Here is a 25,136-nt window from a genome sequence, read left to right as displayed (position 1 = left end):
AGGGCATGAATATGGACTATGTGAAACTCATCCTTTTGGGTCTTGTCACGCTGATCGCCGCCATTGCGGCCAGCTGGGGGCATGACCTTGCCTATCAGGTACATGCGTTCCTGATCATGGTGATCGCCTTTGCGATGTTCATCTGGGTGTTGCGCAACACCGATGAGCCGCGACAGGCCGGGCCGGCCCAGGACGGCATCTATGCCGACGGGGTGATCCGGGCCGGGGTGATCGCCACGGCGTTTTGGGGCATCGCGGGATTTCTGGTCGGCACTTTCATCGCCTTTCAGCTGGCCTTTCCGGCGCTCAACTTTGACTGGGGCCAGCCCTTTACCAACTTCGGGCGGCTCCGGCCGCTGCACACATCGGCGGTGATCTTTGCCTTTGGCGGCAACGCGCTGATCGCCACGTCGTTCTATGTGGTGCAGCGCACCAGCGGCGTGCGGCTCTGGGGCGGGCGGACCGGGTGGTTCGTGTTCTGGGGTTACCAGCTGTTCATCGTGCTGGCCGCCACCGGCTATCTGCTGGGGTCCACCCAATCCAAGGAATATGCGGAACCCGAATGGTACGTGGACCTCTGGCTGACAGTTGTCTGGCTGGCTTACCTTGCGGTTTTCCTGGGCACGATCATCAAGCGCCGGGAAAAGCACATCTATGTCGCCAACTGGTTCTACCTGGCGTTCATCATCACCGTGGCGATGCTGCATGTGGTCAACAACCTGTCGGTCCCGGTCAGCATCTGGGGCAGCAAGTCTGTGCAGGTATTCTCGGGCGTGCAGGATGCAATGACCCAGTGGTGGTATGGCCATAACGCGGTCGGCTTCTTTTTGACCGCCGGTTTCCTGGGGATGATGTATTACTTCGTTCCGAAACAGGCGGGGCGCCCGGTTTACAGCTATAAGCTGAGTATCATTCACTTCTGGGCGCTTATTTTTCTTTATATCTGGGCCGGACCGCACCATTTGCATTACACCGCGCTGCCGGACTGGGCCTCGACACTGGGGATGGTGTTCTCGATCATCCTGTGGATGCCCAGCTGGGGCGGCATGATCAACGGTCTGATGACCCTGCAGGGCGCCTGGGACAAGCTGCGCACCGATCCGATCCTGCGGATGTTCGTGCTGAGCCTGGGGTTCTACGGCATGTCCACCTTCGAAGGGCCGATGATGTCGATCCGCGCGGTCAACAGCCTCAGCCACTACACTGACTGGACCATCGGGCATGTGCATTCCGGCGCGCTTGGCTGGAACGGGATGATCACCTTTGCCTGCCTCTATTTCCTCACGCCGAAACTCTGGGGCCGCAAGCAGATGTATTCCATGTCCGCGATCAGCTGGCACTTCTGGCTCGCGACGCTTGGCATCGTTCTTTATGCCGCGTCGATGTGGGTCACCGGCATCATGGAAGGGCTGATGTGGCGCGAGGTCGATGACCAGGGGTTCCTCGTCAATTCCTTTGCCGACACCGTGAGCGCCAAGTTCCCGATGTATGTGGTGCGCGGATTGGGCGGCGTCATGTTCCTCTCCGGGGCGCTGATCATGGTCTGGAACATGTGGATGACGATCCGCGGGGCACAGCCCGCCACCGTCGCGCTGCCCGGCACATCCGCCACTGCAACACCCGCCGAATAAGGAGCATACCATGGCCATTCTTGACAAACACGCCATCCTTGAGAAAAGCCCGACGCTGCTTTTGACCTTTTCGCTGCTGGTGGTCACCGTCGGCGGGATCGTGGAAATCGCACCGCTGTTCTGGCTGGAGAACACGATCGAAGAGGTCGAGGGCGTGCGCCCCTACAGCCCGCTGGAACTGACCGGGCGCGACATCTATGTGCGCGAGGGCTGCTATGTCTGCCACAGCCAGATGATCCGCCCGATGCGCGACGAGGTGGAGCGCTATGGGCATTATTCGCTGGCGGCGGAATCGATGTATGACCACCCGTTCCAATGGGGGTCCAAACGCACCGGGCCTGATCTGGCGCGGGTTGGCGGGCGGTATTCCGATGCCTGGCATGTGGATCACCTGATGGACCCGCAATCCGTGGTGCCCGAAAGCATCATGCCGAAATACGCCTTTCTTGCCGACAAGCGGATCGAGGCCGACCATATCGAAGATCTGCTGTCCACGCACCGCCTGGTGGGTGTGCCCTATACCGACGCGCAGATCACCTCGGCCCGGGCGGATTTCCGGGTGCAGGCCGATCCCGAAGGCGACTGGGACGGGCTGGTGGAACGCTATCCCGGCGCGGCGGTGGGCAATTTCGACGGCCAGCCCGGGCTGACCGAGATGGACGCGCTGATCGCCTATCTGCAGGTCATGGGCACCATGGTCGATTTCTCGACCTTCACCCCGGATGAAACCCGCTAGGAGGCACCGACATGGATACCTATTCCCTTCTTCGCCAGATCGCCGACAGCTGGGTCCTGCTGGCCATGTTCGGCTTCTTCACGGGCACCGCCATCTGGGCCTTTTTGCCAAGCCAGAGCCGCGCCCGGCAGGATGCCGCGATGATCCCCTTCCGCGACGACGACGCCAAGGCGCCCTGCAAGGGCACCTGCGCCACCTGCGCCTGCGCGCCGTCCCGTTACACTTTCGAGGACAAGCACAATGTCTGACCGCAAGATCGACGATACCACCGGGGTGGAAACCACGGGCCACAGCTGGGACGGCATCGAGGAGCTGAACAACCCGCTGCCGCGCTGGTGGCTCTGGACGCTCTATGCCACGATCATCTGGGGGGTGGGCTATACCATCGCCTATCCCGCCTGGCCGATGATCTCGGGCGCGACCTCGGGGCTGCTGGGCTATTCCACGCGGGCCGAGGTTGCCGCCGACATCGCGGCGCATGAGGCGAAGAACGCTGAGCTGGCGGCGGCGCTTGAGGCGGCGGATCTGACCGCGCTTGACGATGCCGAGGGGCTGCGGCGCTATGCCACCGCGCGGGGCGGTTCCGTGTTCCGCGCCCAGTGCAGCCAGTGCCACGGGGCCGGGGCGGCGGGGGCCAAGGGCTATCCCAACCTGCTGGATGACGACTGGCTCTGGGGTGGGGATATCGAAAACATCGCGACCACGGTGAACCACGGCATCCGCAACGAAACCGACCCGGATGCGCGTTATTCGCAGATGCCGGCCTTTGGCGACATATTGCCCAAGGCAGAGATCGAGGCGGTTGTGGAACATGTGGTCAGCCTGTCGTCGGATGACTATGACCGCGCGCTGGCCGAGAGCGGCAGCACCGTCTTTGCGGACAATTGCGCCGCCTGTCACGGCGACGGGGCAGAGGGCAACCGCGAGATGGGGGCGCCTGACCTGACGGATGCGATCTGGCTTTATGGCGGTGACCGCGACACGCTGACTGCCACGGTGCGCGATGCGCGTTTCGGGGTGATGCCCGCCTGGGGCCAGCGCCTGTCCGATGCGGATGTCCGCGCCGTTTCTGTCTACGTTCACAGCCTTGGAGGGGGCGAGTAGACAGACCCCGGCTGCCCAAGGGCAGCCCGCCCCGAAGCGGCCCTGTTCGCAAACCGTCGCCGCTTCGGGTGCTGTCAGTTGCAATGCAAAACGGACTTTTGCGTCACGTCGCCGACCCGGATCGCGGCGCTGCGTCCGAAGGACGTGCAGTAGATCCGCGGTCATTCGTGAAAAATGCAGCGAAGGTCGGGAACGAGCCCAAAGTGACTTAACCACACAGGGCAGCGCCTGGCCGCGGGTGGGCAGCGGAACGTCCGTGGGTGCCACTTTATTTCTAATCTTTGGCGTGGGGATGATGAACCGCAATACGGTGAGAAAGCGCCCGCCCATGGGGCGGTCGGGCGCTGCCCGGCGGTGCTGCGCACCTTGACTCCGGGCTCTGGTGGACGGCAGCTTCGTCCCGCTGAGCAGACCCCTGCGCACGCCGTGTCAAGGGTCCGGAAAGAATCGGAAATACGCGGCATTCGACAGGTGCTGTCTTGATCCAGATCAAGGCGGCCTGATGCACCTGGCCTTAGACAGGTCTTGCGAACAGGAATCTTGAAATGACCACTCCCAGTCTCTATGCGGCCCGCGAGCCGATCTTTCCCCGGCGTGTCACCGGGGCCTTCCGCCGTTTCAAATGGTGGATCATGTTCATCACCCTGGGCATCTATTACCTGACGCCCTGGATCCGCTGGGACCGGGGGCCGAACCTGCCGGATCAGGCGGTGCTCGTGGATATGGCGCACCGGCGCTTCTATTTCTTCTGGATCGAGATCTGGCCGCATGAGTTCTACTTTGTCGCGGGTCTGCTGATCATGGCGGGGCTGGGGCTGTTCCTGTTCACCTCGGCGCTGGGGCGGGTCTGGTGCGGCTATGCCTGCCCGCAGACGGTCTGGACCGATCTGTTCCTGGCTGTCGAACGCTGGATCGAAGGCGACCGCAACGCGCGGCTGCGCCTGCACAAGGCGAAATGGGACCTGCGCAAAGCGCGGCTGCGGCTGACCAAATGGGCGGTCTGGCTGATGATCGCGGTGGCGACCGGCGGGGCCTGGGTGTTCTATTTCACCGATGCGCCGACGCTGCTGCGCGACCTGGTGCAGTTTCAGGCCCATCCCGTGGCCTATGGCACCATCGCGGTGCTGACCGCGACCACCTTTGTCTTTGGCGGTTTCATGCGCGAGCAGGTCTGCATCTACATGTGCCCCTGGCCGCGCATCCAGGCCGCGATGATGGACCCGGATACGATCACCGTCGCCTACCGCGACTGGCGGGGCGAGCCGCGCGGCAAGGGCAACCTGCGCAAGCGCGACCGCGCCGCCGCCGAAAAGGCCGAGCGCGAGGTGCGGGCCGCGGGCCCGGGGGCGGCGCGCTATCCCGCGACACCCTACCCCAACCGGGCGCTGCAGGCGGGCGGACAGCCCACAGCCACCGCGTCGGAGCAGGAGCATGGCGATTGCATCGACTGCATGGCCTGCGTGAACGTCTGCCCGATGGGGATCGACATCCGCAACGGTCAGCAGATGGAATGCATTACCTGCGCGCTTTGCATTGACGCCTGCGACGATGTGATGGCGCGCATCGGCAAGCCGCGCGGGCTGATCGACTACATGGCGCTGTCGGACGAGGCGGAGGAGCGCGCGGGTGCCGCGCCGAAACCGATCTGGCGCCATGTGCTGCGGCTTCGTACCCTGCTTTACACCGCGATCTGGCTGCTGATCGGCGCCGGGCTGGTCTATGCGCTGTTCATCCGGTCGGACATCGAACTGACAGTCAGCCCGGTGCGCAACCCGACCTATGTGGTGCAATCGGACGGGTCGATCCGCAACATCTATGACGTGCGGCTGCGCAACAAGCTGGGCGAGGACCGCGTGTTTCACCTGAGCCTGACCAGCGCCGAGATCCTGCGGATCGAGCTGGAGGGCATGGCCAACCGGCTGAACGTGACCGTGCCCACCGACACCACCGTGCTGCAACGGGTCTATGTCACCGCGCGCCCGCAGGACCCTGCGGCCAGCGCCCATACCACCGATCTGCGCATCTGGGTCGAGGACATCGCCAGCGGGGACCGCGCCAGCCGCGCCACCAGTTTCAACGGGAGAGTACAATGATACGTGAAATCAAGGGATGGCATGTCTTTGCAGGCTTTTCGATGGCCTTTGGCGTGATCATTGCGGTCAACCTGACGCTGGCCTTCAAGGCCGTGCGGACCTTTCCGGGGCTGGAGGTGAAGAATTCCTATGTCGCCAGCCAGTCCTTCGACCGGGACAAGACCGCACAGCTGGGGCTGGGCTGGGAGGTCTCCGCCACCTTGCGGGGCAATGACCTTGAATTGGTGATCCTGGAGGGGGGCAGGGCCATCGCGCCGCAGATCGAAAGCGCCACCTTCGGGCGGGCCACCAGCGTTGCGCAGGATCAGACGCCGGAGTTCACCTTTGACGGCGCGGCCCTGCGCGCCAGCGTGCAGGGCGGGCGCGGCAACTGGAACCTGCGGCTGAAGGCGCGGGCCGAGGATGGCACGCTGTTCCAGCAGCGCATCATTGTGAGGCATCCGTCATGACCATGGCCTGTCCCGCCTGTGCGGCTGCGCCGCTGGCGCAGGATGTGGCCAGCGGCCCGGCGCTGCAATTCTCGCTGCCCGGCGTCCATTGCGCCGCCTGTATCGGCAAGATCGAACGGGGGCTGGCGGGTGTTCTGGGGGTGCAGGACGTGCGGGTGAACCTCTCGCTGAAGCGGCTTTCCGTGTCGGGGCAGGTGAACCCCGACCGGGTGCTGTCGGTGCTGGAGGATCTGGGCTACGAGGCCTATCCGCTGGATCTGGCCGCATTGGACCGCGCGCGCGACACCGAAGGGCGCGCCCTGCTGACGCGCATGGCGGTTGCGGGTTTTGCGATGATGAATGTCATGCTGCTGTCGGTGGCGGTCTGGTCCGGGGCCAGCGATGCCACCCGCGACCTGTTCCACCTGATCTCGGCGCTGATCGCCCTTCCGGTGGTGGCCTATTCCGGTCAGCCGTTCTTTATCAATGCCTGGGCGGCGCTGCGGGTGTGGCGGCTGAACATGGATGTGCCGATTTCACTGGCGATCCTGCTGGCGGCGGGCATGTCCCTGTTCGAGACCCTGCATGGCGGGGTGCATGCCTATTTCGATGCGGCGCTGTCGCTGACGTTTTTCCTGCTGATCGGGCGCTACATGGATCACCGCACGCGCAGCGCCGCGCGATCCGCCGCACGGGAACTGACCGCGCTGGAGGTGCATACCGCCGACCGCGTGACCGCGCGCGGCCTGCAAACGGTGCCGCTGACGGCGCTGGCAGTGGATGATGTGATCGCCGTGCCCTGCGGGGCGCGGGTGCCGGTGGACGGGGTGCTGATAAGTGATGCGGCGCTGATGGACCGGTCGTTTCTGACCGGCGAAAGCGCTGCGGTGGCGGTGACGGCAGGGCAGGCCCTGCAGGCGGGTGAAATCAACCTTGCCGCGCCCCTGCGCCTGCGGGCCACGGCGGTGGGGGAAGATACCTCGCTGCGCCGCATGGCGGTGCTGGTCGAGACGGCAGAGAATGCGCGCAACAGCTATACCGCGCTGGCCGACCGCGCCGCGCAGGTCTATGCGCCTGCCGTGCATCTGCTGGCGCTGGCGGCCTTTCTGGGCTGGGCCATCGCGACCGGCGACATGCGCCATGCGCTGAATGTGGCGATTGCGGTGCTGATCATCACCTGCCCCTGCGCGCTGGGCCTTGCGGTGCCCGCCGTTTCCACCGCCGCTGTCAGCCGCCTGTTCTCTGCCGGGTTTCTGGTGCGCAGCGCCACCGCGCTGGAGCGTCTGGCGGAAGTGACCCATGTGGTATTCGACAAGACCGGCACGCTGACCATGCCGGGCGTCGCGGTGCCGGAAGCGCTGGCCCCCGCCGACCGCGCTGTGGCAAAGACGCTGGCCGAAGCCTCGCATCACCCCTTGGCACGCGCGTTGGTTGCCGCGCTGGGCGACACCGAAGCGGCGGCCGCAGAAGAGATCAGGGAGGTCGCGGGCCAGGGGGTGGAGCTGCGCCAAGGTGGCGAGATGATCCGCCTTGGGCGCGGTCCCTGGCTGGGCGCTGATTTTCCCGGTCTGGGCCTGCGCATCGGCACGGCGCAGGCGATTCCGCTGGAAGTGACGGATGGGTTGCGTCCGGGCGTGCGCGCGGCGCTGGCGGGGATTGATCTGCCCTGTGAGGTGCTGACCGGTGACGCCGAGGGTCCCGCAGCGCAGCTGGCGGCAAGGATCAACCTGCCGGTGACCGCCAATGCCCGGCCGAAAGACAAGCTGCGTCGCCTGAACACACTGGCCGCGCGTGGCGAGAAGGTGCTGATGGTGGGCGACGGGCTGAACGATACGGCAGCGCTTGCCTCCGCCCATGCCTCCATCGCGCCGGCAAAGGCGCTGGACGCCTCGCGCAGTGCGGCGGATGTCGTGGTGCTGCGGGACAGTTTTGCCGATCTGCCCATGGTGCTGCGGGTGGCGCGGGCGACGGGCCGGCTGTCCCGCCAGAACTTTGCCATCGCGGCGGCCTATAATTTCATCGCGGTCCCGGTGGCCCTGGCGGGGTTTGCCACACCGCTTGCCGCGGCGCTGGCGATGTCGTTGTCTTCCATCACGGTCCTGTTGAATTCCCAAAGGATGAGGAGCCTGAAATGAATGTTCTGGTGGTGCTGATCCCGGTGTCCCTGATCCTTGGCGGGGTGGGCCTTGCGGGGTTTCTGTGGACCGTGCGGTCGGACCAGTATGACGACGACAAGGGCAATGCCGCGCGAATCCTGCTGGACGACGAATAGACGGGTGTCGCATGTCGCGCAACTGAGGCTCCTGGCGTGGTATGGGACAAGGTCAGCTGAGCGGGACCTTTCTGTCGTCGATCACTGGCACCCAGGCCCGGGACAAGCCAAAGGCGCCGGGCCATCGCCTGCCCGCCCCACGGGTAGGCGATTTGGTGAGGCTGGGTATTCCCCCGATAGGACTCATCATGGTTGAGAAATAAAGTGCCATTTACACAAGTCGGCATCGCCCACCCCGGGCAGGCGCTGGCCCGGCTTGCAGCATCCGGCACTCCGGGCTCAATCCCGCCGTTCACTGCAATTTTCACGAATGTCCACAGGCCCTAGGTAAATTTCCGAAACAGCTTGGTCTGGTCGAACATGTCCTCCAGCGCTTCCATCCGGGTCTTGGTCTTGTCCCAGTCGAGGTTCTGAACGGCGGAAATCATCGTTTCGGTCAAGAGCAGGGTGGTGGCGGCGGAATCCCAGGCCGAAGGCACGACGATCCGGCTGCTGAAGCTGATGTCGGCCAGCTCATGCACGGGAGAGCGCCACTGGTCGGTGAAGAGGATCACCCTGGCCCCCTGCGCATGGGCCATCTCGGCCAGTTTCAAAGTGTTATTCTCGTAGCGGCGCACGTCATAGATCACGAATACATCGCCCGGCGCCACATCCAGCAGGTAATGCGGCCAGGTGTTGGAGGTGGACTGGATATGGGTGATCCGCGGGCGGATGACCTGCATGTGCAGGAACAGATATTCGGCCAGCGTATGGGTGACACGCCCGCCCACGATGTAAAGGTGACGTTTGGTGTCGCCCACCAGCGCGCAGGCGGCGTCAAAGGCCTTCGGGTCGATCTGGCCTAGCGTGTGGCGGATGTTGTCGATCACCGCGTCGGTGAAACGGTTCAGCATATGCCCCTCGGGCGCGCCGTCTGCCCAGGTGTCGTGTTTGGCAATCGGCCCTTTGACCTTGGCCCGCAGTTCCTCGCGGAGTTCGGCCTGGAATTCGGGGTATCCGCGGAAACCCAGCTTCTGCACCATCCGGGCCACTGTCGGCACGGAAACCTCGGCATCCTTGGCCAGCGCGGTCAGCGGGCCCAGCCCGGAGGCCGGGTAGTTTTCGAGAATCGAATGGGCCAGCTGGCGTTCGGCGCGGGTCAGCCCCTCCAGCTTTTGCTGGATGCGGTCGGATATGGTCAGGGGCGCTTCGGCCATCGTTGCTCCGGATTTGATCGGAAAATTATCAAAGCCTTCGTGCTTGTGATAAATTTTTCACAATTCTGTTGACATCCGCGCCGCTTGGCAAGCACTTTATCCTCAGACGGGGGTGCCATGGCTCAGACGACAGATCATGCAGCGGAAGAAAGCGTGGCGGAGGTGAACCCCTCTGGCACATCCTGCATTGTACTGGTCTGTGAACATGCCAGCCACCTGATCCCCGATGAATTTGACGGGCTTGGGATGGCTGAAGGCGACCGGACCAGCCATGCCGCCTGGGACCCGGGTGCATTGGCGGTGGCGGAGCATCTGTCGACCCGGCTGGATGCCGTCCTGATCGCCGGCACCGTGTCGCGGCTGGTCTATGATCTGAACCGTCCGCCGGAAGCGCCAGGCGCAATGCCCGCGCAGAGCGAGCTGATCGTGGTGCCGGGCAACCGGGATCTGTCCGATGCCGCGCGTGCGGAGCGGGTGGCGCGCTATTACAGGCCGTTTCACGACTGCATCAGCCGGAAGATGGCGCGGATTGCCGAGCCGATCCTGATCACGATCCACAGTTTCACCCCGGTTTTCCATGGCCAGCGGCGCAGTGTCGAAATCGGCGTCTTGCATGACGAGGACAGCCGTCTGGCCGATGCGCTGCTGGCATGTGCCGGGGCGCATACCGGGGCGCGCGTGGCGCGCAATGCGCCCTATGGGCCGCAAGACGGTGTGACCCATACCTTGCAAATGCACGCGCAGCGCCAGGGCCATCTGAACGTGATGCTGGAGGTGCGCAACGACCTGATTGCGACGGCAGAGGCACAGCGCCGGATGGCCGAGATGATCGCGGGCTGGCTGGCGGATGCCTGTACGCGGCTGGGCAGGGGAGGGCGTGTTTCATGCGTGGCGTGATGCGCGGATATATTCGGGTGGCCGATGCGGTGAACTACCGTCTGGGCCGCATCGCGATGTACGGGATCTTTGCGCTGATGGGGGTGCTTTTGTGGTCCTCGATCAGCAAGACCTTCTTTGTGCCGACCCTGTGGACGCTGGAAATGGCCCAGTTCGTCATGGTGGGCTACTACATTCTGGGCGGGCCCTATGCGCTGCAGCTCGGCTCCAACGTGCGGATGGACCTGCTTTATGGAAACTGGTCGGTCCGCCGCAAGGCCTGGTTCGACCTGTTCACGGCTGTGCTGCTGATCTTCTATCTTTGCGTGCTGCTTTACGGGGCGATCAGCTCCACCGCCTATTCGCTGGGCTATTGGCAGGACGCGCCGATCTCTTATCTTTTCGGCGTCCTGACCGGCAGCGAAGAGATCGGGCGGCTTGAGCAATCATCCTCCGCCTGGCGGCCCTACATGTGGCCGATCAAGGTGGTGATGATCGTCGGGTTCTGCCTGATGATCGTGCAATGCCTCTCTGAATTCTGCAAAGACGTGCTGCGTCTGAAGGGTGAAACGATCTGATGTCCTATGAGTTGATCGCCACCCTGATGTTTTCCACCATGATGCTGATGCTCCTGACCGGGCAGCGGGTGTTCGGGGCCATCGGTTTTGTCGCCGTGGTGGCCGCGCTGCTGCTTTGGGGCGACCAGGGCGGGTTCGACATCGGGTTCTCCGCTGCGATGAAGCTGATGAAATGGTATCCGCTGCTGACCCTGCCGATGTTCATCTTCATGGGCTATGTGCTGTCGGAATCGAAGATCGCCGATGATCTGTACAAGATGTTCCATGTCTGGATGGGCGGGCTGCGCGGCGGGCTGGCCATCGGCACCATCGGGCTGATGGTGCTGATTTCCGCGATGAATGGGCTGAGCGTGGCGGGCATGGCCATTGGTGCCACCATCGCGCTGCCGGAACTGCTCAAGCGGGGCTATGACAAACGCATGGTGACCGGGGTGATCCAGGCGGGATCGAGCCTTGGCATCCTGGTGCCGCCCTCGGTGGTGCTGGTGCTTTACGCGATGATCGCGCGGCAGCCGGTGGGGCAGCTTTGGCTGGCGGGTGTGGTGCCGGGGCTGATGATGGCGGGGCTTTTCATCGCCTATATCGCGATCCGCTGCCGGTTCAATCCCGTGCTTGGTCCGGTCCTTGACGCCGAGGAACGCGCCGCGATCCCGCGCAGTGAAAAGCTGCGGCTGCTGGGGGCGGGCATCCTGCCGCTGGTGATCTTTGCCGTCATGATGGTGCCCTTCGTGCGGGGCTGGACCTCGCTGGTGGAAAGTTCGGCCATCGGGGCGATTGCGGCCTTTCTGGCCGCCGTGCTCAAGGGGCGGATGACGCGACAGGTCTTTGAGAACTCGGTGCGCAACACGCTGGGCATCACCTGCATGTTCATGTGGATCATTCTTGCGGCGCTGGCCTTTGGCGCGGTGTTCGACGGGTTGGGCGCGGTCAAGGCGATCGAGAACCTGTTCACCGAGAAGCTGGGCCTGTCACCCTGGGTGATCCTGATCCTGATGCAGCTGAGCTTTATTCTGATGGGGACGTTTCTGGACGATACCGCGATGCTGGTGATCGTCGCCCCGCTGTATGTGCCGCTGGTGGGCGCGCTGGGTTTTGATCTGGTGTGGTACGGTATCCTTTACACGATCACCTGCCAGATCGCCTATATGACGCCGCCCTTCGGCTATAACCTGTTCCTGATGCGCGCCATGGCCCCGCCGGAGATTTCGCTGCGCGACATCTATGCCTCGATCACGCCTTTCGTGCTGGTGATGGCCGGGGCGCTGGCGCTGGTGATGATCTTCCCGCAACTGGCGCTGTGGCTGCCCGACCTCGTTTACGGAAAATAACCCCAAGAACTCCGCCAACGGAGCCTCATTCAACAAGGAGAAAGACATGACCACGAGACGTAATTTCATCAAACACGCTGGCCTTGCCGGCGCCGCCACGCTGGCCGCGCCCTCCATCGCCCGTGCCCAGGAAGCGATCAAGTGGCGCTTCCAGACCTATGCCGGTTCGGCGCTGGGGGAACATGTGACCAAGCCGGTCATCGACTATATCAACACCGCCGCAAACGGTGAGCTTGAGATCGAATTGTTCTATGCGGATCAGATCGTGCCGACGGGCGAGCTGTTCCAGGCGCTGCAGCGCGGGACCATCGACGGGGTGCATTCGGACGACGATTCCATGGCCTCGCCCACGCCCCTGCAGCAGTTCGGCGGCTATTTTCCCTTTGCCACCAAGCATATTCTCGACGTGCCGGTGCTGTTCAACCAATACGGTCTGAAAGAGATCTGGGAAGAGGAATACGCCAAGGTCGGCGTCAAGTGGTTGTCGGCGGCAGGGCAGGACCCCTGCAACTTCAACACCAAGAAGGAAATCAAATCGGTTGCCGATCTTGACGGGCTGAAGCTTTATACCTTCCCGACAGCGGGCCGCTTCCTGTCGAAGTTCGGCGTTGTGCCGGTCAACATTCCTTACGAGGATGCCGAAGTCGCGGTGCAGACCGGCGAGCTGGACGGCATGGCATGGTCGGGGATCACCGAGGATTATACTGTCGGCTGGGCGGATGTGACCGATTACTTCCTGACCAACAACATTTCCGGTGCCTGGATCGGGTCGTGGTTCGTGAACGAACAGCGCTGGGCCGATCTGCCGGAACACCTCAAGGCCATCGTCATGGCGGGGACCGAAGCGGGCCACACCTATCGCAACCAATGGTACTGGGGTGGTGAAGCGGCCCTGCGCGCCAATGGCGACAAGCTGCAACTGCGCACGGTGCCTGCCGCGGAGTGGAACGAGGTCGAAGACGCGGCCAAGGAATTCTGGGAAGAAGTGGCCCAGGAAGGCGAAGTGCACCAGAAGATCGTCAACATCTTCAAGGAGTACAACAGCGTCATCAATCAGGCCGGACCTCCCTATACCAACGGTTGAACCACGATCGGCGGGGGCGTTGTGGCGCCCCTGCCTGCCTTTTGCGAATGGAGAACGAGATGCCGGGCAACCTGAGTTTTGACGATCTGAAATCCCGCGTTGCGGCGGGCACCATCGACACCGTGCTGGTCTGTGCGGTGGACATGCAGGGCCGCCTGATGGGCAAGCGCTTCCATGCGGTGAATTTCGTTGAGACCTCTTTCAAGGAGACCCATTGCTGCAATTACCTGCTGGCAACGGATCTTGAGATGGCGACACCGGCCGGCTATGCCTCGACCTCCTGGGAAAAGGGCTATGGCGATTACGTGATGGCGCCGGACCTGAGCACCATCCGCCTGCTGCCCTGGCTGGAAGGCACGGCAATGGTGCTTTGCGATATTCTGGATCACCACCACAAACCGGTGCCCCATGACCCGCGCGGCATGTTGAAAAAGCAGATTGCGCGGCTGGCGGACCTGGGGTTCGAGGCGCAGATGGCCACCGAGCTGGAGTTTTTCCTGTTCGAGAAAACCCTGGATGAAATCCGCAAGGGCGGGTTCACGGATCTGACCCCGATCAGCGGCTACAACGAGGATTACCACATCTTCCAGACCTCCAAGGAGGAACATGTGATGCGCCCGGTGCGCAATCACCTCTTTGCCGCCGGTCTGCCGATTGAAAACACCAAGGGCGAGGCCGAGGCGGGGCAGGAGGAGCTGAACATCCGCTATGCCCCGGCGCTCGATTGTGCCGATCACCACACCATTGCGAAACACGCGGTCAAGGAGATTGCCTGGCAGCAGGGACATGCGGCGAGTTTCCTGCCGAAATGGCACCCGGACCGGGTGGGCTCCTCCAGCCATGTGCATCAGTCGCTGTGGAAAGACGGCAAGCCCATGTTCTTTGACCCGGAGGCCGATCTGGGCATGTCCGATCTGATGCGCCACTATATGGCGGGGCTGATTGCCTATGCGCCGGAGTATACGTTCTTCCTCGCGCCTTATGTGAACAGCTACAAACGCTTTGCCAAGGGCACCTTCGCGCCGACAAAAACCGTCTGGTCCGTGGACAACCGCACTGCCGGGTTCCGCCTGTGTGGCGAGGGGACAAAGGGGGTGCGCGTGGAATGCCGCGTGGGCGGGTCCGACCTCAACCCCTATCTGGCGCAGGCCGCGATGCTGGCAGCCGGGATCAAGGGGATCGAGGAGAAGATGGCGCTTGCCCCGCCCACCAGGGGCGATGTCTATGAGGATTCCAAGGCGGCGGATATTCCGCAGACCCTGCGGGCGGCGACGGAAACCCTGCGCAATTCGGCCTTCCTGCGCGAGGTGATGGGCGATGACGTGATTGACCATTACACCCGCTGCGCCGAATGGGAGCAGGAGGAATTTGACCGCGCGGTGACGGATTGGGAAATCGCACGCGGATTTGAAAGGGCCTGACATGATCACTTGTATTTCTCCCATCGACGGGTCGGTCTATGCCGAGCGGCCCACCCTGACGCTGGCCGAGGCGAAAGGCGCCGTGGCCGGGGCGCGGGCGGCCCAGGCCACCTGGGCGGCGCTGCCGCTGGAGGACCGGATCGCGCGGGTGCAGGCCGGGGTCGCCAATGTGGGCGCGATGAACGATGCCATCGTGCCGGAACTGGCGCATCAGATGGGCCGGCCGGTGCGCTATGGCGGCGAATTCGGCGGCTTCAACGAGCGCGCCACCTACATGGCCGGGATCGCCTCGGAGGCGCTGGCGGATATCGGGATCGAGGACAGCGACAGTTTCCGCAGGGTGATCAAACGGGTGCCGCATGGTCTGGTGCTGGTGATCGCGCCCTGGAACTATCCTTATATGACCGCGATCAACACGGTCGCGCCTGCGCTGATCGCGGGCAATGCGGTAATGCTGAAACACGCCAGCCAGACGCCGCTGGTGGGCGAGCGACTTGCCGAAGCCTTCCACGCGGCAGGGGTGCCGGAGGCGGTGTTTCAGAATGTGTTCCTGGACCACCAGACCACCTCTGACCTGATTGCGGCGAAATCATTCGGCTTTGTGAATTTCACCGGCTCGGTCAGTGGCGGTCAGGCGATCGAACGCGCGGCGGCCGGGACCTTTACCGGTCTGGGGCTGGAACTGGGCGGCAAGGACCCCGGCTATGTCCGGGCGGATGCCAATGTCGAGGCGGCGGCGGAAACCCTGATCGACGGGGCCATGTTCAACGCCGGGCAATGCTGCTGCGGGATCGAGCGGATCTATGTGCACGAGGATGTCTATGACGCCTTTGTCGCCAGGGCGGTGTCCATCGTCGAGGGCTACAAGCTGGGCAATCCGCTGGACCCGGAGACCACGCTGGGCCCGATGGCGCAGCCGCGGTTTGCCGACCTTGTGCGCGCCCAGACCGCAGAGGCGGTGGAAATGGGCGCCAAGGCGCTGATCGACCCTGCGCTCTTCCCCCAGGATGGCGGGGCCTATCTGATGCCGCAGATCCTGACCGATGTGACCCATGACATGCGGGTCATGCGCGAGGAAAGTTTTGGCCCCGTGGTGGGGATCATGCGGGTTTCCGACGACGATGCGGCGGTGGCGCTGATGAATGACAGCGACTATGGGCTGACCGCCTCGATCTGGACCGGCGACGCGGCGGCTGCCGAGGCGCTGGGCGACCGGATCGAAACCGGCACCGTTTTCCTGAACCGTGCCGATTACCTGGACCCGGCGCTGTGCTGGACCGGCTGCAAGGACACCGGACGCGGCGGGGGCCTGTCGGTGATCGGCTATCACAACCTTACACGTCCCAAATCATACCATCTCAAGAAAGCCTGACCCATGACGCTTACCGCCAACTGGTCCTATCCCACCGCTGTCCGCTTTGGTGCCGGACGTATCTCGGAAATTGCGGAGGCCTGCGCTGCCGCGGGCATCCGGAAGCCGCTGCTGGTCACCGACCGGGGGCTTGCCGCGATGGACATCACCACGCGCACGCTGGACCTGCTGGAAGCGGCGGGTCTGGGCCGCGCGATGTTTGCCGAGGTGGACCCGAATCCCACCGACAGGAACGCCGAAGAAGGTGTCCGCGTCTACCGCGAGGGCGGGCATGACGGGGTGGTCGCCTTTGGCGGCGGCTCGGGGCTGGACCTGGGCAAGGTCATTGCCTTCATGGCGGGGCAAACGCGTCCGCTGATGGATTTCGAGGACATCGGCGACTGGTGGACACGGGCCGACGCGGAGGCGATTGCGCCCATCGTGGCGGTGCCCACCACCGCCGGGACCGGATCGGAAGTGGGCCGCGCCAGCGTCATCACCAAATCCGACACGGCGGAGAAAAAGATCATCTTTCACCCCAGGATGCTGCCGCGTGTCGTGATCTGCGACCCGGAGTTGACGGTGGGCATGCCGCCCTTCATCACCGCCGGGACCGGGCTGGATGCCTTTGCCCATTGTGTCGAGGCGTTTTCCTCGCCGCATTATCATCCGATGTCGCAGGGCATGGCGCTGGAAGGGATGCGGCTGGTCAAGGACTATCTGCCGCGTGCCTATGCGGATGGCAGCGATATCGAGGCGCGGGCGCAGATGATGGCGGCGGCGGCGATGGGGGCAACGGCCTTTCAGAAGGGGTTGGGGGCGATCCATGCGCTGTCGCATCCGATCGGGGCGATCTACCACACGCATCACGGCACCACGAATGCGGTCTGCATGCCCGCGGTGCTGCAGTTCAACCGGCCCGAGATCGAGGGCGTGATCGAACGCGCGGCGCGCTATCTGGGCATCGACGGGGGCTTTGACGGGTTCGCGGCCTTCGTGGACGCGTTGAATGCCTCGATGGGTATCCCGAAGTCGCTGAGCGAAATGGGGATCGAAAACCTGGACATGGACCGTGTCGTCAAGGGGGCGCTGGCCGACCCCAGCACGGGCGGGAACCCAGTGAAGATGACGGCAGAGAATACCCGGGCATTGTTGGAAAAGCTGCTCTGACGGGGTGATTGCCGGGCGTATGTGACCGGGGTGCGCATGGCGCCTCGGGACCCGGGCGCGCCGCGCGCGGGGTCCGCAATACCTCTCGCGAAGACATGTCATGTAAGACCTGTCAAATATGACATGTCTTCATTTGCGGGGTGCTTGGCGCAAGGTGCGGGAAGGCGCTGGTGCGGGCGGGATGCAGGGCTGCAAAACGGCAGGCCGTTGCGCATGTCTGGCCAGCCGCCTTTGGCACCCGACGTTCCACCCGGCCTGAACCCTTACGAGCGCGGACCTATCGGTTACCAGACCGCTTCGTGAAGACATGTCATTTAAGACCTTTCAAATATGACATGTCTTCATTTGCGGGGGACATGGCGCAAGGTGCCGCAGGATGCAGCCGTGGGGAGGCTGCGTCACTTTGCTTGCAGGGTGCGGCACTGCAGGAGGGCGCTGCCTCAATCCTTGAACACCGCCAGCCCAAGCCATTCCGCGATCAGGGCGGGGGTTTCCTCGCCCTCGATCTCGACCGTCAGAAGGTTCTCGCGCATCATCTTTTCCTTGCCCCGCGCGCGCACGGCCTGAAGCGTAAAGCGCCCCCGCAGTCGCGATCCGGCCAACACGGGTTTGAGAAACCGCAGCTTGTTCATGCCATAGTTCACGCCCATGACCTGCCCCGGCAGCATCGAAAAGCAATCATAGGCAAAGCGGCTGGCCAGCGACAGGGTCAGGAACCCATGCGCGATGGTGCCGCCAAAAGGCGTCTCGGCGGCGGCGCGTTCCGGGTCCACGTGAATCCACTGCATGTCATGGGTGGTTTCGGCGAATTGGTCGATCATCGCCTGATCGACCAGAATCCAGTTCGACACACCAACTTCGGTGCCGATCAGTTTCTCGCTGGCCGCGAGGGCCTCTTGCATGGCGGACATCGTCCTTGCTCCTTCAGCTTGGGTCGGCGGCAACGCGCACCATGCGCTTGCCCTTGTTGTCACCGGCCAGCAGGCCGATCAGCGCCGCCGGTGCGTTTTCCAGCCCCTCGACGATATCCTCGGTGACCTTGATCTGTCCGCTTGCCACCCAATGCTGCAGGGCGCGCAGGCATTTGGCGTCGTTGCGGGCGAAATCCATCACGATGAACCCTTCCATCCGGAGCCGTTTCACCACGATCGCGCCGGGCAGGTTGCGCGGGCCGGAGGGGGCGTCGGTATCATACTGGCTGATCGCGCCGCAGCAGACAATACGGCCCTTTTCGTTCATGACATTCAGCGCGGATTCCAGGACCTTGCCGCCCACATTGTCGAAATAGACATCCGCCCCGTCCGGGCAGGCCTCGGCCAGTGCCCGCGACAATCCGCCTGCGCGGTAGTCGACGCAGGCGTCAAAGCCCAGTTCCTCCTGCACCCATTTGCATTTCTCCGCGCCGCCGGCGATGCCGACCACGCGGCATCCCAGCGCCTTGGCGATCTGGCCCACATAGGCCCCCACCGACCCGGCAGCGGCAGAGACCAGCACGGTTTCGCCCGCCACCGGCTGACCGATGGAGATGAGCCCGTGATAGGCGGTCTTGCCCGCAATGCCATAGACCGACATCAGGTGCGAAAGCTGCGGCACCTTCGGCAGTTTTTGGGCCTTGTGCGCGGGCAGGGTGATATAGTCGGACCATGTCGCCTCCGCCGCCACAAGATCACCGACGGAGAGTTTGGGGCTGTTGGAGGCCGTGACCTCGCAGATGGCATAGGTCGGCATGGCGTCGCCCGCCTGCACGGCAGCGCGGTAGGTGGCGCCCTTCATCCAGGACCGGTTTGCCGCGTCGATGGACATCAGGATCACCCGCAGCAGCACCTCGCCCGCGCCGGGTTCGGGCATGGCGGTTTCCGTCATCCTGAAATGGTCGGGGGTCAGCGCATCGCTGGGCAGTTCGGCAATCACGATCTGGCGATTTGTCATGGGATATGTCCTATTGGGTTGAATTGAGAAGGAGTGAGGTATGAGCAATGAAGCGCGCCAGCACAGGTTTCAGCCCCCGGCGGGGGCCGCTGACCTGTTGCTGATCCGGCATGGTGAGACGCAGGCGGCGATCCGGGGGCAGGATTTCCCGATGGTGGACGGGCAGGGCGACCCGGCACTGCGCCCCGAGGGCGAGGCGCAGGCGCAGGCCGTCGCGGCGCGGCTGAAGGATCAGCCGATCCGCGCGATCTATGTGACCACCATGCAGCGCACCCATCAGACGGCGGCCCCGCTGGCCGGGGCGCTGGGTCTGACGCCAAGGGTCGAGCCGGACCTGCGCGAAGTGCATCTGGGCGATTGGGACGGCGGCGAATACCGGTTCCGCGCCGCCGAGAATGATCCGGTCATCCTGCGCATGCGCGAATTGCAGGACTGGGGCGCGCTTCCGGGGGCGGAGCCGCGCGATGCCTTTTTCGGCCGCGTGCGGCGCGGGCTGACGCGGATTGCGGCGGCGCATCCCGACGAACTGGTGGCGGTCGTCGTGCACGGCGGTGTGATCGGCGCGGCGCTGGCCCTCGCCACCGAGTCCCGGCCCTTCGGCTTCACCGGGGCCGACAACGGCTCGATCAGCCGCCTTGTGGTGCAGGGGAACCAGATGATCCTGCGGGGTTTCAACGATGTGTCGCATCTCTGAACGGCGCTGAGTGACAAGATGCCCGGGGGGCGGCAGCGCCCGCCGGATCTTTCTCACGCCACCGTCACCACGACCTTGCCCAGCACCTTGCGGTCCTGCATCATTTCCAGCGCCTCTGCCGCCTTTTCCAGCGGGAAACGCGCAGAAATGCGCGGCTTGATCTGACCATCCGCATACATCCGGAACAGATCCTGCATGTTCTCCGCATGGGCCATGGGTTCACGGGCGGTATGCGCGCCCCAGAAGACGCCGACAATCTGACAGCCCTTGAGCAGGGTCAGGTTCAGCGGCAGCTTGGGAATGCCCGCCGGGAAACCCACGACCAGGAACCGCCCCTTCCAGGCCAGCGCCCGCACGGCAGGTTCGGCATAATTGCCGCCCACGGCGTCATAGACGACATCGACACCGTCACCGCCTGCCAGTTTCTTGATCTGGCTGGAGAACTCCCTTTGCGCGTCGCGGTCCAACTCGCGCGGATAGATCAGTGTTTCGTCCGCGCCGAGGTCGCGGCAGAACTGCGCCTTTTCTTCGGAGGAAACGGCGGCGATCACCCGTGCGCCCGCCGCCTTGCCCAACTCGATTGCCGCCGCGCCGACGCCGCCTGCGGCACCGAGGATCAGCAGGGTTTCCCCCGGCTGGATTGCCGCGCGGTCCTTGAGCGCGTGATGCGATGTGCCATAGGTCAGCACCAGGCAGGAGGCTTCCTCGTAGGGCATGTCATCGGGGATCTTGATGACCTTGGTCACATCCGCCACCACATGGGTGGCAAAGCCGCCAAAGCCGGTCATCGCCAGCACCCGGTCGCCGGGGGCGAAGTCCGCCACGCCGTCACCGACGGCCTCGATCTCTCCCGCGACTTCGCCGCCCGGTGCAAAGGGGCGTGGCGGTTTCATCTGATACATGTCACGAATGATCAGCGTGTCGGGAAAGTTCAGCCCGGCGGCATGCACCCGCAGCCGCACCTGGCCCTTGCCGGGCTCGGGTGTGTCGATCTCTTTCAGGACCAGTGTTTCCGGTCCGCCCGGTGCTTCGCTCAGCATCGCTTTCATCTGTAATTCCTCCCGAATTCGGTTGCGCCTCAGTAGGGGACGCAGCGTCTCTTCTTGTCAATCCAATTTCGAAAGGGCATTCTGCTCTGCGGAATGATGCGGCGGGAAGTGACGCAGCGTTCCCTTGGGAGGGAGACAAATATGAGTGCCGAAACGACGCCCGATGCGTTCCGCGAAGAGTTGCGCGCATGGCTTGAGGAAAACTGTCCGCAGGAAATGCGGGATGGCAAGATGACCGAAAACGGCATCTGCTGGGGCGGCAAGAACTGGCAGTTCACGTCAGATGCGCAAAAGCAGTGGCTCGAACGCTGCGCCGCCAGGGGATACACCGTGCCGACCTGGCCGAAGGACTATGGCGGGGCGGGGCTGAACCGGGCGCAGGAAAAGATATTCCATCAGGAGATGGACCGTATCAATGCGCGCAAGCCGTTGCAGAGTTTCGGCATCTGGATGCTGGGCCCGGCGCTGCTGCACTTTGGCTCTCATGAACAAAAGCTGCATTATCTGCCGCCAATCGCACGCGGTGAAATCCGCTGGTGCCAGGGGTATTCCGAACCCGGTGCCGGGTCCGATCTGGCCAATGTGCAGACCAAAGGCGAGGACAGGGGCGATCACTGGCTGGTCAACGGGCAGAAGATCTGGACCTCCTACGCGGACAAGGCCGACTGGATCTTCGCGCTGGTGCGCACCGACCGCGAAGCGCCCAAGCACAAGGGCATTTCATTCCTGCTGATGAACATGGAAGACGCGGGAGTCGAGACGCGCCCGATCAAGATGATCAGCGGCATTTCACCCTTTTGCGAGACCTTCTTTACCGATGTGAAGGTGCCCAAGGATCAGATCGTGGGCGAAGAGAATCGCGGCTGGGACGTGGCGAAATACCTGCTGACCCATGAGCGCGAGATGATTTCCGGTGGTGGCGCGGGCCTGTCGGGTGGCGGTCGCGCGCTGGGTGCGGTGATCAATGACACCATGGAGGGGATCAGCGACGCGACCCTGCGCGCCGATGCGATGCGCTGCGAGATTGATTCGCTGGCCATCGGCCTGACGCTGGAACGCTACAAGGATCAGGCAGAGGCCGGGCAGGGCGCGGGCGATGCCTCGGCCATGCTGAAATACATGGGCACCGAGCTGAACAAGCGGCGGCACGAGCTGATGATGACGGCCGGCGGATCGGATGCGCTGGAATGGGATGGCCCGCTGGGCAACCGTGCGGGCGACTGGCTGCGCACCAAGGCGAATTCGATCGAGGGTGGCACCAGCGAGGTGATGCTGTCGATTGTCTCGCGCCGCGTTCTTGGATTGCCGGGGTAGGATCATGGAAAAACTTGTACTGACGGAAGAAGAAACCATGCTTGCCGATATGGCGCGCGGGTATCTGGATGGCGCGGCACCGGTCGCCAAGCTGCGCAAGATGCGTGATGCGAACGAGACCCATGATGCGGCGCTCTGGAAGGAAATGGCCGAGATGGGCTGGGCCGGGGTGCTGGTGCCGGAGGCGCAGGGTGGCTCTGACATGGGGTACGCCGCCGCCAATGTGCTGGCGCGCGAAATGGGCAAGACGCTGACGGTCAGCCCCTTCATCTCCAGCGCCGTGATCGCGGCCACGGCCCTGCGGCAGGTTGCCGATGCCCGTGCGAAGGCAGCACTGGCGCGCATCGCGGCGGGTGAGGCGACCTATGCTCTGGCGGTGGATGAGGGGATCAAGTTCGATCCCGAGGCCACGCAGATGACAGCGCGCGCGGATGGGAATGGTTTCCGGCTGAGCGGGAAGAAGCAATTTGTCGTCGATAGCGCGATGGCCGACCGGCTGCTGGTGCTGGCGCGGACGGAGAACGGGCTGACCCTGTTCGACATCCCCGCCGACCGCGCGGGTGTGACCCGCGACCGCAGCAACATGATCGACGCCCGCGATGCGGCGCGGATCACCTTTGATGACGTGGAGGCCACGGGCGAGGATGTGCTGGGCCAGGTCGATCAGGCGATGAACGTGCTGAAACCGGCACTGATGGCAGGCCAGGGCGCGCTTGCCGCCGAGATGACGGGGCTGGCTGCCGGGGCCTTCGACATGACCGTGGGCTACATCAAGGAGCGCAAGCAGTTCGGCGTGGAAATCGCCCGCTTTCAGGCGCTCCAGCATCGCGCGGCGCATCTGTGGTGCGAGATCGAGGTGACGGCATCAGCCATCCTGAACGCGGGCCGCATGATGGATGCGGACCCGGAGAATGCGGCGCTGGCGGTATCGCTGGCCAAGGCCCGCGCGACCCAGACGGCGACGCTGGCGGTGCAGGAAGGGGTGCAGATGCACGGTGGCATCGGCATGACGGATGCCTATGATATGGGGTTCTACATGAAACGCGCGCGGGTGGGTGCGGAATGGCTGGGCGACTACAGCTATCACGCCGAACAGGTCGCTGCAGCAAGGGGGTTTTAAATGGATATCAACACGTTATTTGGTCTTGAGGGCAAAGTGGCGCTGGTCACCGGCGGGGCCACCGGCATCGGCCGGATGGCCGCGGAGGGGCTGGTGCGCGCCGGGGCCACGGTGCTGCTGGCCAGTCGCAAGGGTGAGGCCTGCGAAGCTGTCGCGAAAGAGCTGAACGCCATGGGTGCCTCGGGCAAGGCGGTTGGTTTTGCCGGGGACGTCGGCACCGAAGCGGGTGTCGATGCGCTGGTCAAGACGGTGCAGCAATACACCGACCGGCTGGACATCCTGATGAACAATGCCGGCATCACCTGGGGCGCGCCCTTGGGCGATTTCCCGTTCAAGGCCTGGGAAAAGGTGATGAACGTGAACGTGGCGGGGCTGTTCGACCTGACGCAGAAACTGCTGCCGATGCTGCGCGCCTCGGGCAGCGTGGATGACCCCGCGCGGGTGGTCAATGTCGGCTCCGTCATGGGCGAGCGCGAAATGGGCGATGGCGCCTACAGCTATTCTGCCTCCAAGGCCGCCGTGATCCACCTGAGCAAGATCCTCGCCAAGGAGCTTGCGGGCGAGGCGATCACCGTCAACGCGCTGGCCCCCGGACCTTTTGTCAGCCGCATGACCGCCTTTGCCACCCACGACGAGGACATGCGCAGCAGGGTCGGCGACGACGTGCCGTTGAAGCGCGTGGGCCGGGATGAGGATATCGCGGGCTGTATGCTGTTCCTCTGCGGACGGGGCGGGGCCTATGTGACCGGCGCGGTGATCCCGGTGTCGGGCGGCATCAACGTGATGTCCGGCCCCAACATCTTTGAACAGGCGCTGCACTGATGGCTGATATCCGGTTTGATGGAAGGGTGGCGATTGTCACCGGTGCGGGCGTCGGCCTGGGTCGGTCTCATGCGCTGGGTCTTGCCGCGCGCGGCGCGAAGGTTGTGGTGAACGATCTGGGCGTGGCCCGCGACGGCACCGGCACATCTTCGGAGGCAGCCAAGGCCGTGGTGGCCGAGATCGAGGCAATGGGCGGTGAGGCGATGAGCCATGGCGCCGATGTGTCTGACGAGGCTGCGGTCAGGGATATGGTGGCGCAGGCGATGGACGCCTGGGGCCGCATCGACATCTGCGTGAACAATGCGGGCATCCTGCTGGACAAGACCTTTGCCAAGATGGAAATGTCCGCCTTCCGCAAGGTGGTGGATGTGCATCTGATCGGGTCGGCCAATGTGGCCCATGCCTGCTGGCCGCATATGCGCGAACAGAAATACGGGCGTATCGTGCTGACTTCCTCCGCCTCGGGGCTTTATGGCAACTTCGGTCAGTCGAACTATGGCGCGGCCAAGGCGGCGATGCTGGGGCTGATGAACGTGCTGCACATGGAAGGTGCGCGCGACAACATCCGGGTGAACACGCTGGCCCCCACCGCCGCCACCCGGATGACCGCCGATCTGCTGCCGGCCGAGGCGCAGGAGCTGCTGGCCCCTGAAACCATCACGCCGGGTCTGCTGTATCTGGTCAGCGAGGATGGCCCCAGCCAGGTCATTCTGGGGGCCGGCGCGGGCAGCTTTGCCGAGACGCGGGTCTATGAGACGCGCGGCATCACCCTGATGGGCGAAGACAACACCCCCGAGGAAGTGGCGGCGCGGTTCGACGACATCCGCAATCCCAAGGACCAAGAACAACTGGGCGACGCCTTCGGCCAGACCAAGAAATACGCCCTCAATGCAGCGCAGGCCCGTGGCCTGAAGCTCGACTGGTAACATAGGAGATTACC

The 25,136-nt window shown here is 63.9% G+C and carries 24 protein-coding genes; 20 read left to right on the top strand and 4 right to left on the bottom strand.

Going from position 1 to position 25,136, the window contains the following annotated elements:
- Positions 1-11: 11 nt before the first annotated feature.
- The 8 genes from ccoN to ccoS all read left to right on the top strand — a co-directional run bounded on the left by ccoN (position 12) and on the right by ccoS (position 8,264).
- Positions 12-1,631 (top strand): cytochrome-c oxidase, cbb3-type subunit I, encoded by a 1,620-nt coding sequence (ccoN, locus tag ACWNZ3_RS15190; RefSeq protein WP_496901911.1) that lies wholly within the window; start codon positions 12-14, stop codon positions 1,629-1,631.
- Positions 1,632-1,641: 10 nt separating this feature from the next.
- Entirely contained in the window at positions 1,642-2,367 is a 726-nt protein-coding gene (ccoO, locus tag ACWNZ3_RS15185) for a cytochrome-c oxidase, cbb3-type subunit II (RefSeq protein WP_496900463.1), read from the top strand.
- Positions 2,368-2,378: 11 nt separating this feature from the next.
- Positions 2,379-2,615: a cbb3-type cytochrome c oxidase subunit 3 gene (locus ACWNZ3_RS15180; protein WP_496900462.1), complete on the top strand. Its 237-nt coding sequence runs from the start codon at positions 2,379-2,381 to the stop codon at positions 2,613-2,615.
- On the top strand, positions 2,608-3,471 hold the full coding sequence (ccoP, locus tag ACWNZ3_RS15175) for a cytochrome-c oxidase, cbb3-type subunit III (RefSeq protein WP_496900461.1): 864 nt from the start codon (positions 2,608-2,610) through the stop codon (positions 3,469-3,471). Before ACWNZ3_RS15180 ends, ccoP begins: the two co-directional genes overlap by 8 nt.
- Before the next feature lie 545 nt (positions 3,472-4,016).
- Positions 4,017-5,564 carry a cytochrome c oxidase accessory protein CcoG gene (gene ccoG, locus ACWNZ3_RS15170; protein ID WP_496900460.1) on the top strand — a complete coding sequence of 516 codons (1,548 nt, stop codon included), beginning with the start codon at positions 4,017-4,019 and terminating at the stop codon, positions 5,562-5,564.
- On the top strand, positions 5,561-6,013 hold the full coding sequence (locus ACWNZ3_RS15165) for a FixH family protein (RefSeq protein ID WP_496900459.1): 453 nt from the start codon (positions 5,561-5,563) through the stop codon (positions 6,011-6,013). The genes ccoG and ACWNZ3_RS15165 overlap by 4 nt, the downstream gene beginning before the upstream one ends.
- Positions 6,010-8,127: a heavy metal translocating P-type ATPase gene (locus ACWNZ3_RS15160; protein ID WP_496900458.1), complete on the top strand. Its 2,118-nt coding sequence runs from the start codon at positions 6,010-6,012 to the stop codon at positions 8,125-8,127. Before ACWNZ3_RS15165 ends, ACWNZ3_RS15160 begins: the two co-directional genes overlap by 4 nt.
- Positions 8,124-8,264, top strand: coding sequence for a cbb3-type cytochrome oxidase assembly protein CcoS (ccoS, locus tag ACWNZ3_RS15155; RefSeq protein ID WP_496900457.1), 141 nt, complete (start codon positions 8,124-8,126; stop codon positions 8,262-8,264). Before ACWNZ3_RS15160 ends, ccoS begins: the two co-directional genes overlap by 4 nt.
- Before the next feature lie 323 nt (positions 8,265-8,587).
- Here the strand turns inward: ccoS and ACWNZ3_RS15150 are convergent, their stop codons facing one another.
- A complete protein-coding gene (locus ACWNZ3_RS15150) occupies positions 8,588-9,460 on the bottom strand; it encodes a MurR/RpiR family transcriptional regulator (protein ID WP_269361521.1) in 873 nt (290 codons plus the stop codon).
- 117 nt (positions 9,461-9,577) lie between these two features.
- On the opposite strand from ACWNZ3_RS15150, the gene ACWNZ3_RS15145 reads away from it, so the two are divergent.
- Genes ACWNZ3_RS15145 through ACWNZ3_RS15115 form a run of 7 tightly spaced genes read left to right on the top strand, consistent with a single transcriptional unit; the run spans position 9,578 to position 17,268 of the window.
- Complete coding sequence (locus ACWNZ3_RS15145; protein ID WP_496900456.1) at positions 9,578-10,357, top strand: N-formylglutamate amidohydrolase; 780 nt, start codon at positions 9,578-9,580, stop codon at positions 10,355-10,357.
- Positions 10,357-10,914 carry a TRAP transporter small permease subunit gene (locus tag ACWNZ3_RS15140; RefSeq protein ID WP_496900454.1) on the top strand — a complete coding sequence of 186 codons (558 nt, stop codon included), beginning with the start codon at positions 10,357-10,359 and terminating at the stop codon, positions 10,912-10,914. Before ACWNZ3_RS15145 ends, ACWNZ3_RS15140 begins: the two co-directional genes overlap by 1 nt.
- Complete coding sequence (locus ACWNZ3_RS15135; protein ID WP_114275329.1) at positions 10,914-12,242, top strand: TRAP transporter large permease; 1,329 nt, start codon at positions 10,914-10,916, stop codon at positions 12,240-12,242. The genes ACWNZ3_RS15140 and ACWNZ3_RS15135 overlap by 1 nt, the downstream gene beginning before the upstream one ends.
- A gap of 46 nt (positions 12,243-12,288) precedes the next feature.
- Positions 12,289-13,326 (top strand): TRAP transporter substrate-binding protein, encoded by a 1,038-nt coding sequence (locus tag ACWNZ3_RS15130; protein WP_496900453.1) that lies wholly within the window; start codon positions 12,289-12,291, stop codon positions 13,324-13,326.
- 59 nt (positions 13,327-13,385) lie between these two features.
- A complete protein-coding gene (locus ACWNZ3_RS15125) occupies positions 13,386-14,747 on the top strand; it encodes a glutamine synthetase family protein (protein WP_496900452.1) in 1,362 nt (453 codons plus the stop codon).
- 1 nt (position 14,748) lies between these two features.
- Positions 14,749-16,119, top strand: a complete 1,371-nt coding sequence (locus tag ACWNZ3_RS15120) for an aldehyde dehydrogenase family protein (protein WP_496900450.1) — start codon at positions 14,749-14,751, stop codon at positions 16,117-16,119.
- A gap of 3 nt (positions 16,120-16,122) precedes the next feature.
- Entirely contained in the window at positions 16,123-17,268 is a 1,146-nt protein-coding gene (locus ACWNZ3_RS15115; RefSeq protein WP_269361511.1) for an iron-containing alcohol dehydrogenase, read from the top strand.
- A gap of 440 nt (positions 17,269-17,708) precedes the next feature.
- Here the strand turns inward: ACWNZ3_RS15115 and ACWNZ3_RS15110 are convergent, their stop codons facing one another.
- Both ACWNZ3_RS15110 and ACWNZ3_RS15105 read right to left on the bottom strand, forming a co-directional pair.
- A complete protein-coding gene (locus ACWNZ3_RS15110) occupies positions 17,709-18,179 on the bottom strand; it encodes a MaoC family dehydratase (protein WP_496900449.1) in 471 nt (156 codons plus the stop codon).
- 13 nt (positions 18,180-18,192) lie between these two features.
- The gene (locus ACWNZ3_RS15105) at positions 18,193-19,197 is read right to left on the bottom strand and encodes an NADP-dependent oxidoreductase (protein WP_496900448.1); all 1,005 of its coding nucleotides are present in this window, start codon (positions 19,195-19,197) and stop codon (positions 18,193-18,195) included.
- Between the two features lie 40 nt (positions 19,198-19,237).
- On the opposite strand from ACWNZ3_RS15105, the gene ACWNZ3_RS15100 reads away from it, so the two are divergent.
- Entirely contained in the window at positions 19,238-19,891 is a 654-nt protein-coding gene (locus ACWNZ3_RS15100) for a histidine phosphatase family protein (RefSeq protein ID WP_496900447.1), read from the top strand.
- Positions 19,892-19,944: 53 nt separating this feature from the next.
- On the opposite strand, the gene ACWNZ3_RS15095 is transcribed toward ACWNZ3_RS15100, so the two are convergent.
- Positions 19,945-20,940 (bottom strand): NADPH:quinone oxidoreductase family protein, encoded by a 996-nt coding sequence (locus ACWNZ3_RS15095; RefSeq protein ID WP_496900446.1) that lies wholly within the window; start codon positions 20,938-20,940, stop codon positions 19,945-19,947.
- A 141-nt stretch (positions 20,941-21,081) separates the two neighbouring features.
- Here ACWNZ3_RS15095 and ACWNZ3_RS15090 point away from each other — a divergent pair, with 141 nt between their 5' ends.
- From ACWNZ3_RS15090 to ACWNZ3_RS15075, 4 genes are read left to right on the top strand one after another with little or no spacing between them, the layout of a single operon-like run.
- Entirely contained in the window at positions 21,082-22,254 is a 1,173-nt protein-coding gene (locus ACWNZ3_RS15090) for an acyl-CoA dehydrogenase family protein (protein ID WP_269361504.1), read from the top strand.
- A 4-nt stretch (positions 22,255-22,258) separates the two neighbouring features.
- Positions 22,259-23,374, top strand: a complete 1,116-nt coding sequence (locus tag ACWNZ3_RS15085; protein ID WP_496900445.1) for an acyl-CoA dehydrogenase family protein — start codon at positions 22,259-22,261, stop codon at positions 23,372-23,374.
- On the top strand, positions 23,375-24,196 hold the full coding sequence (locus tag ACWNZ3_RS15080) for an SDR family NAD(P)-dependent oxidoreductase (RefSeq protein WP_274573983.1): 822 nt from the start codon (positions 23,375-23,377) through the stop codon (positions 24,194-24,196).
- Positions 24,196-25,122, top strand: a complete 927-nt coding sequence (locus tag ACWNZ3_RS15075; RefSeq protein ID WP_496900444.1) for an SDR family NAD(P)-dependent oxidoreductase — start codon at positions 24,196-24,198, stop codon at positions 25,120-25,122. Before ACWNZ3_RS15080 ends, ACWNZ3_RS15075 begins: the two co-directional genes overlap by 1 nt.
- Positions 25,123-25,136: the final 14 nt, after the last annotated feature.

It is taken from the genome of Sulfitobacter sp. IGS-18, assembly GCF_059628195.1.
This window is presented reverse-complemented; position numbering and strand designations above follow the sequence as displayed.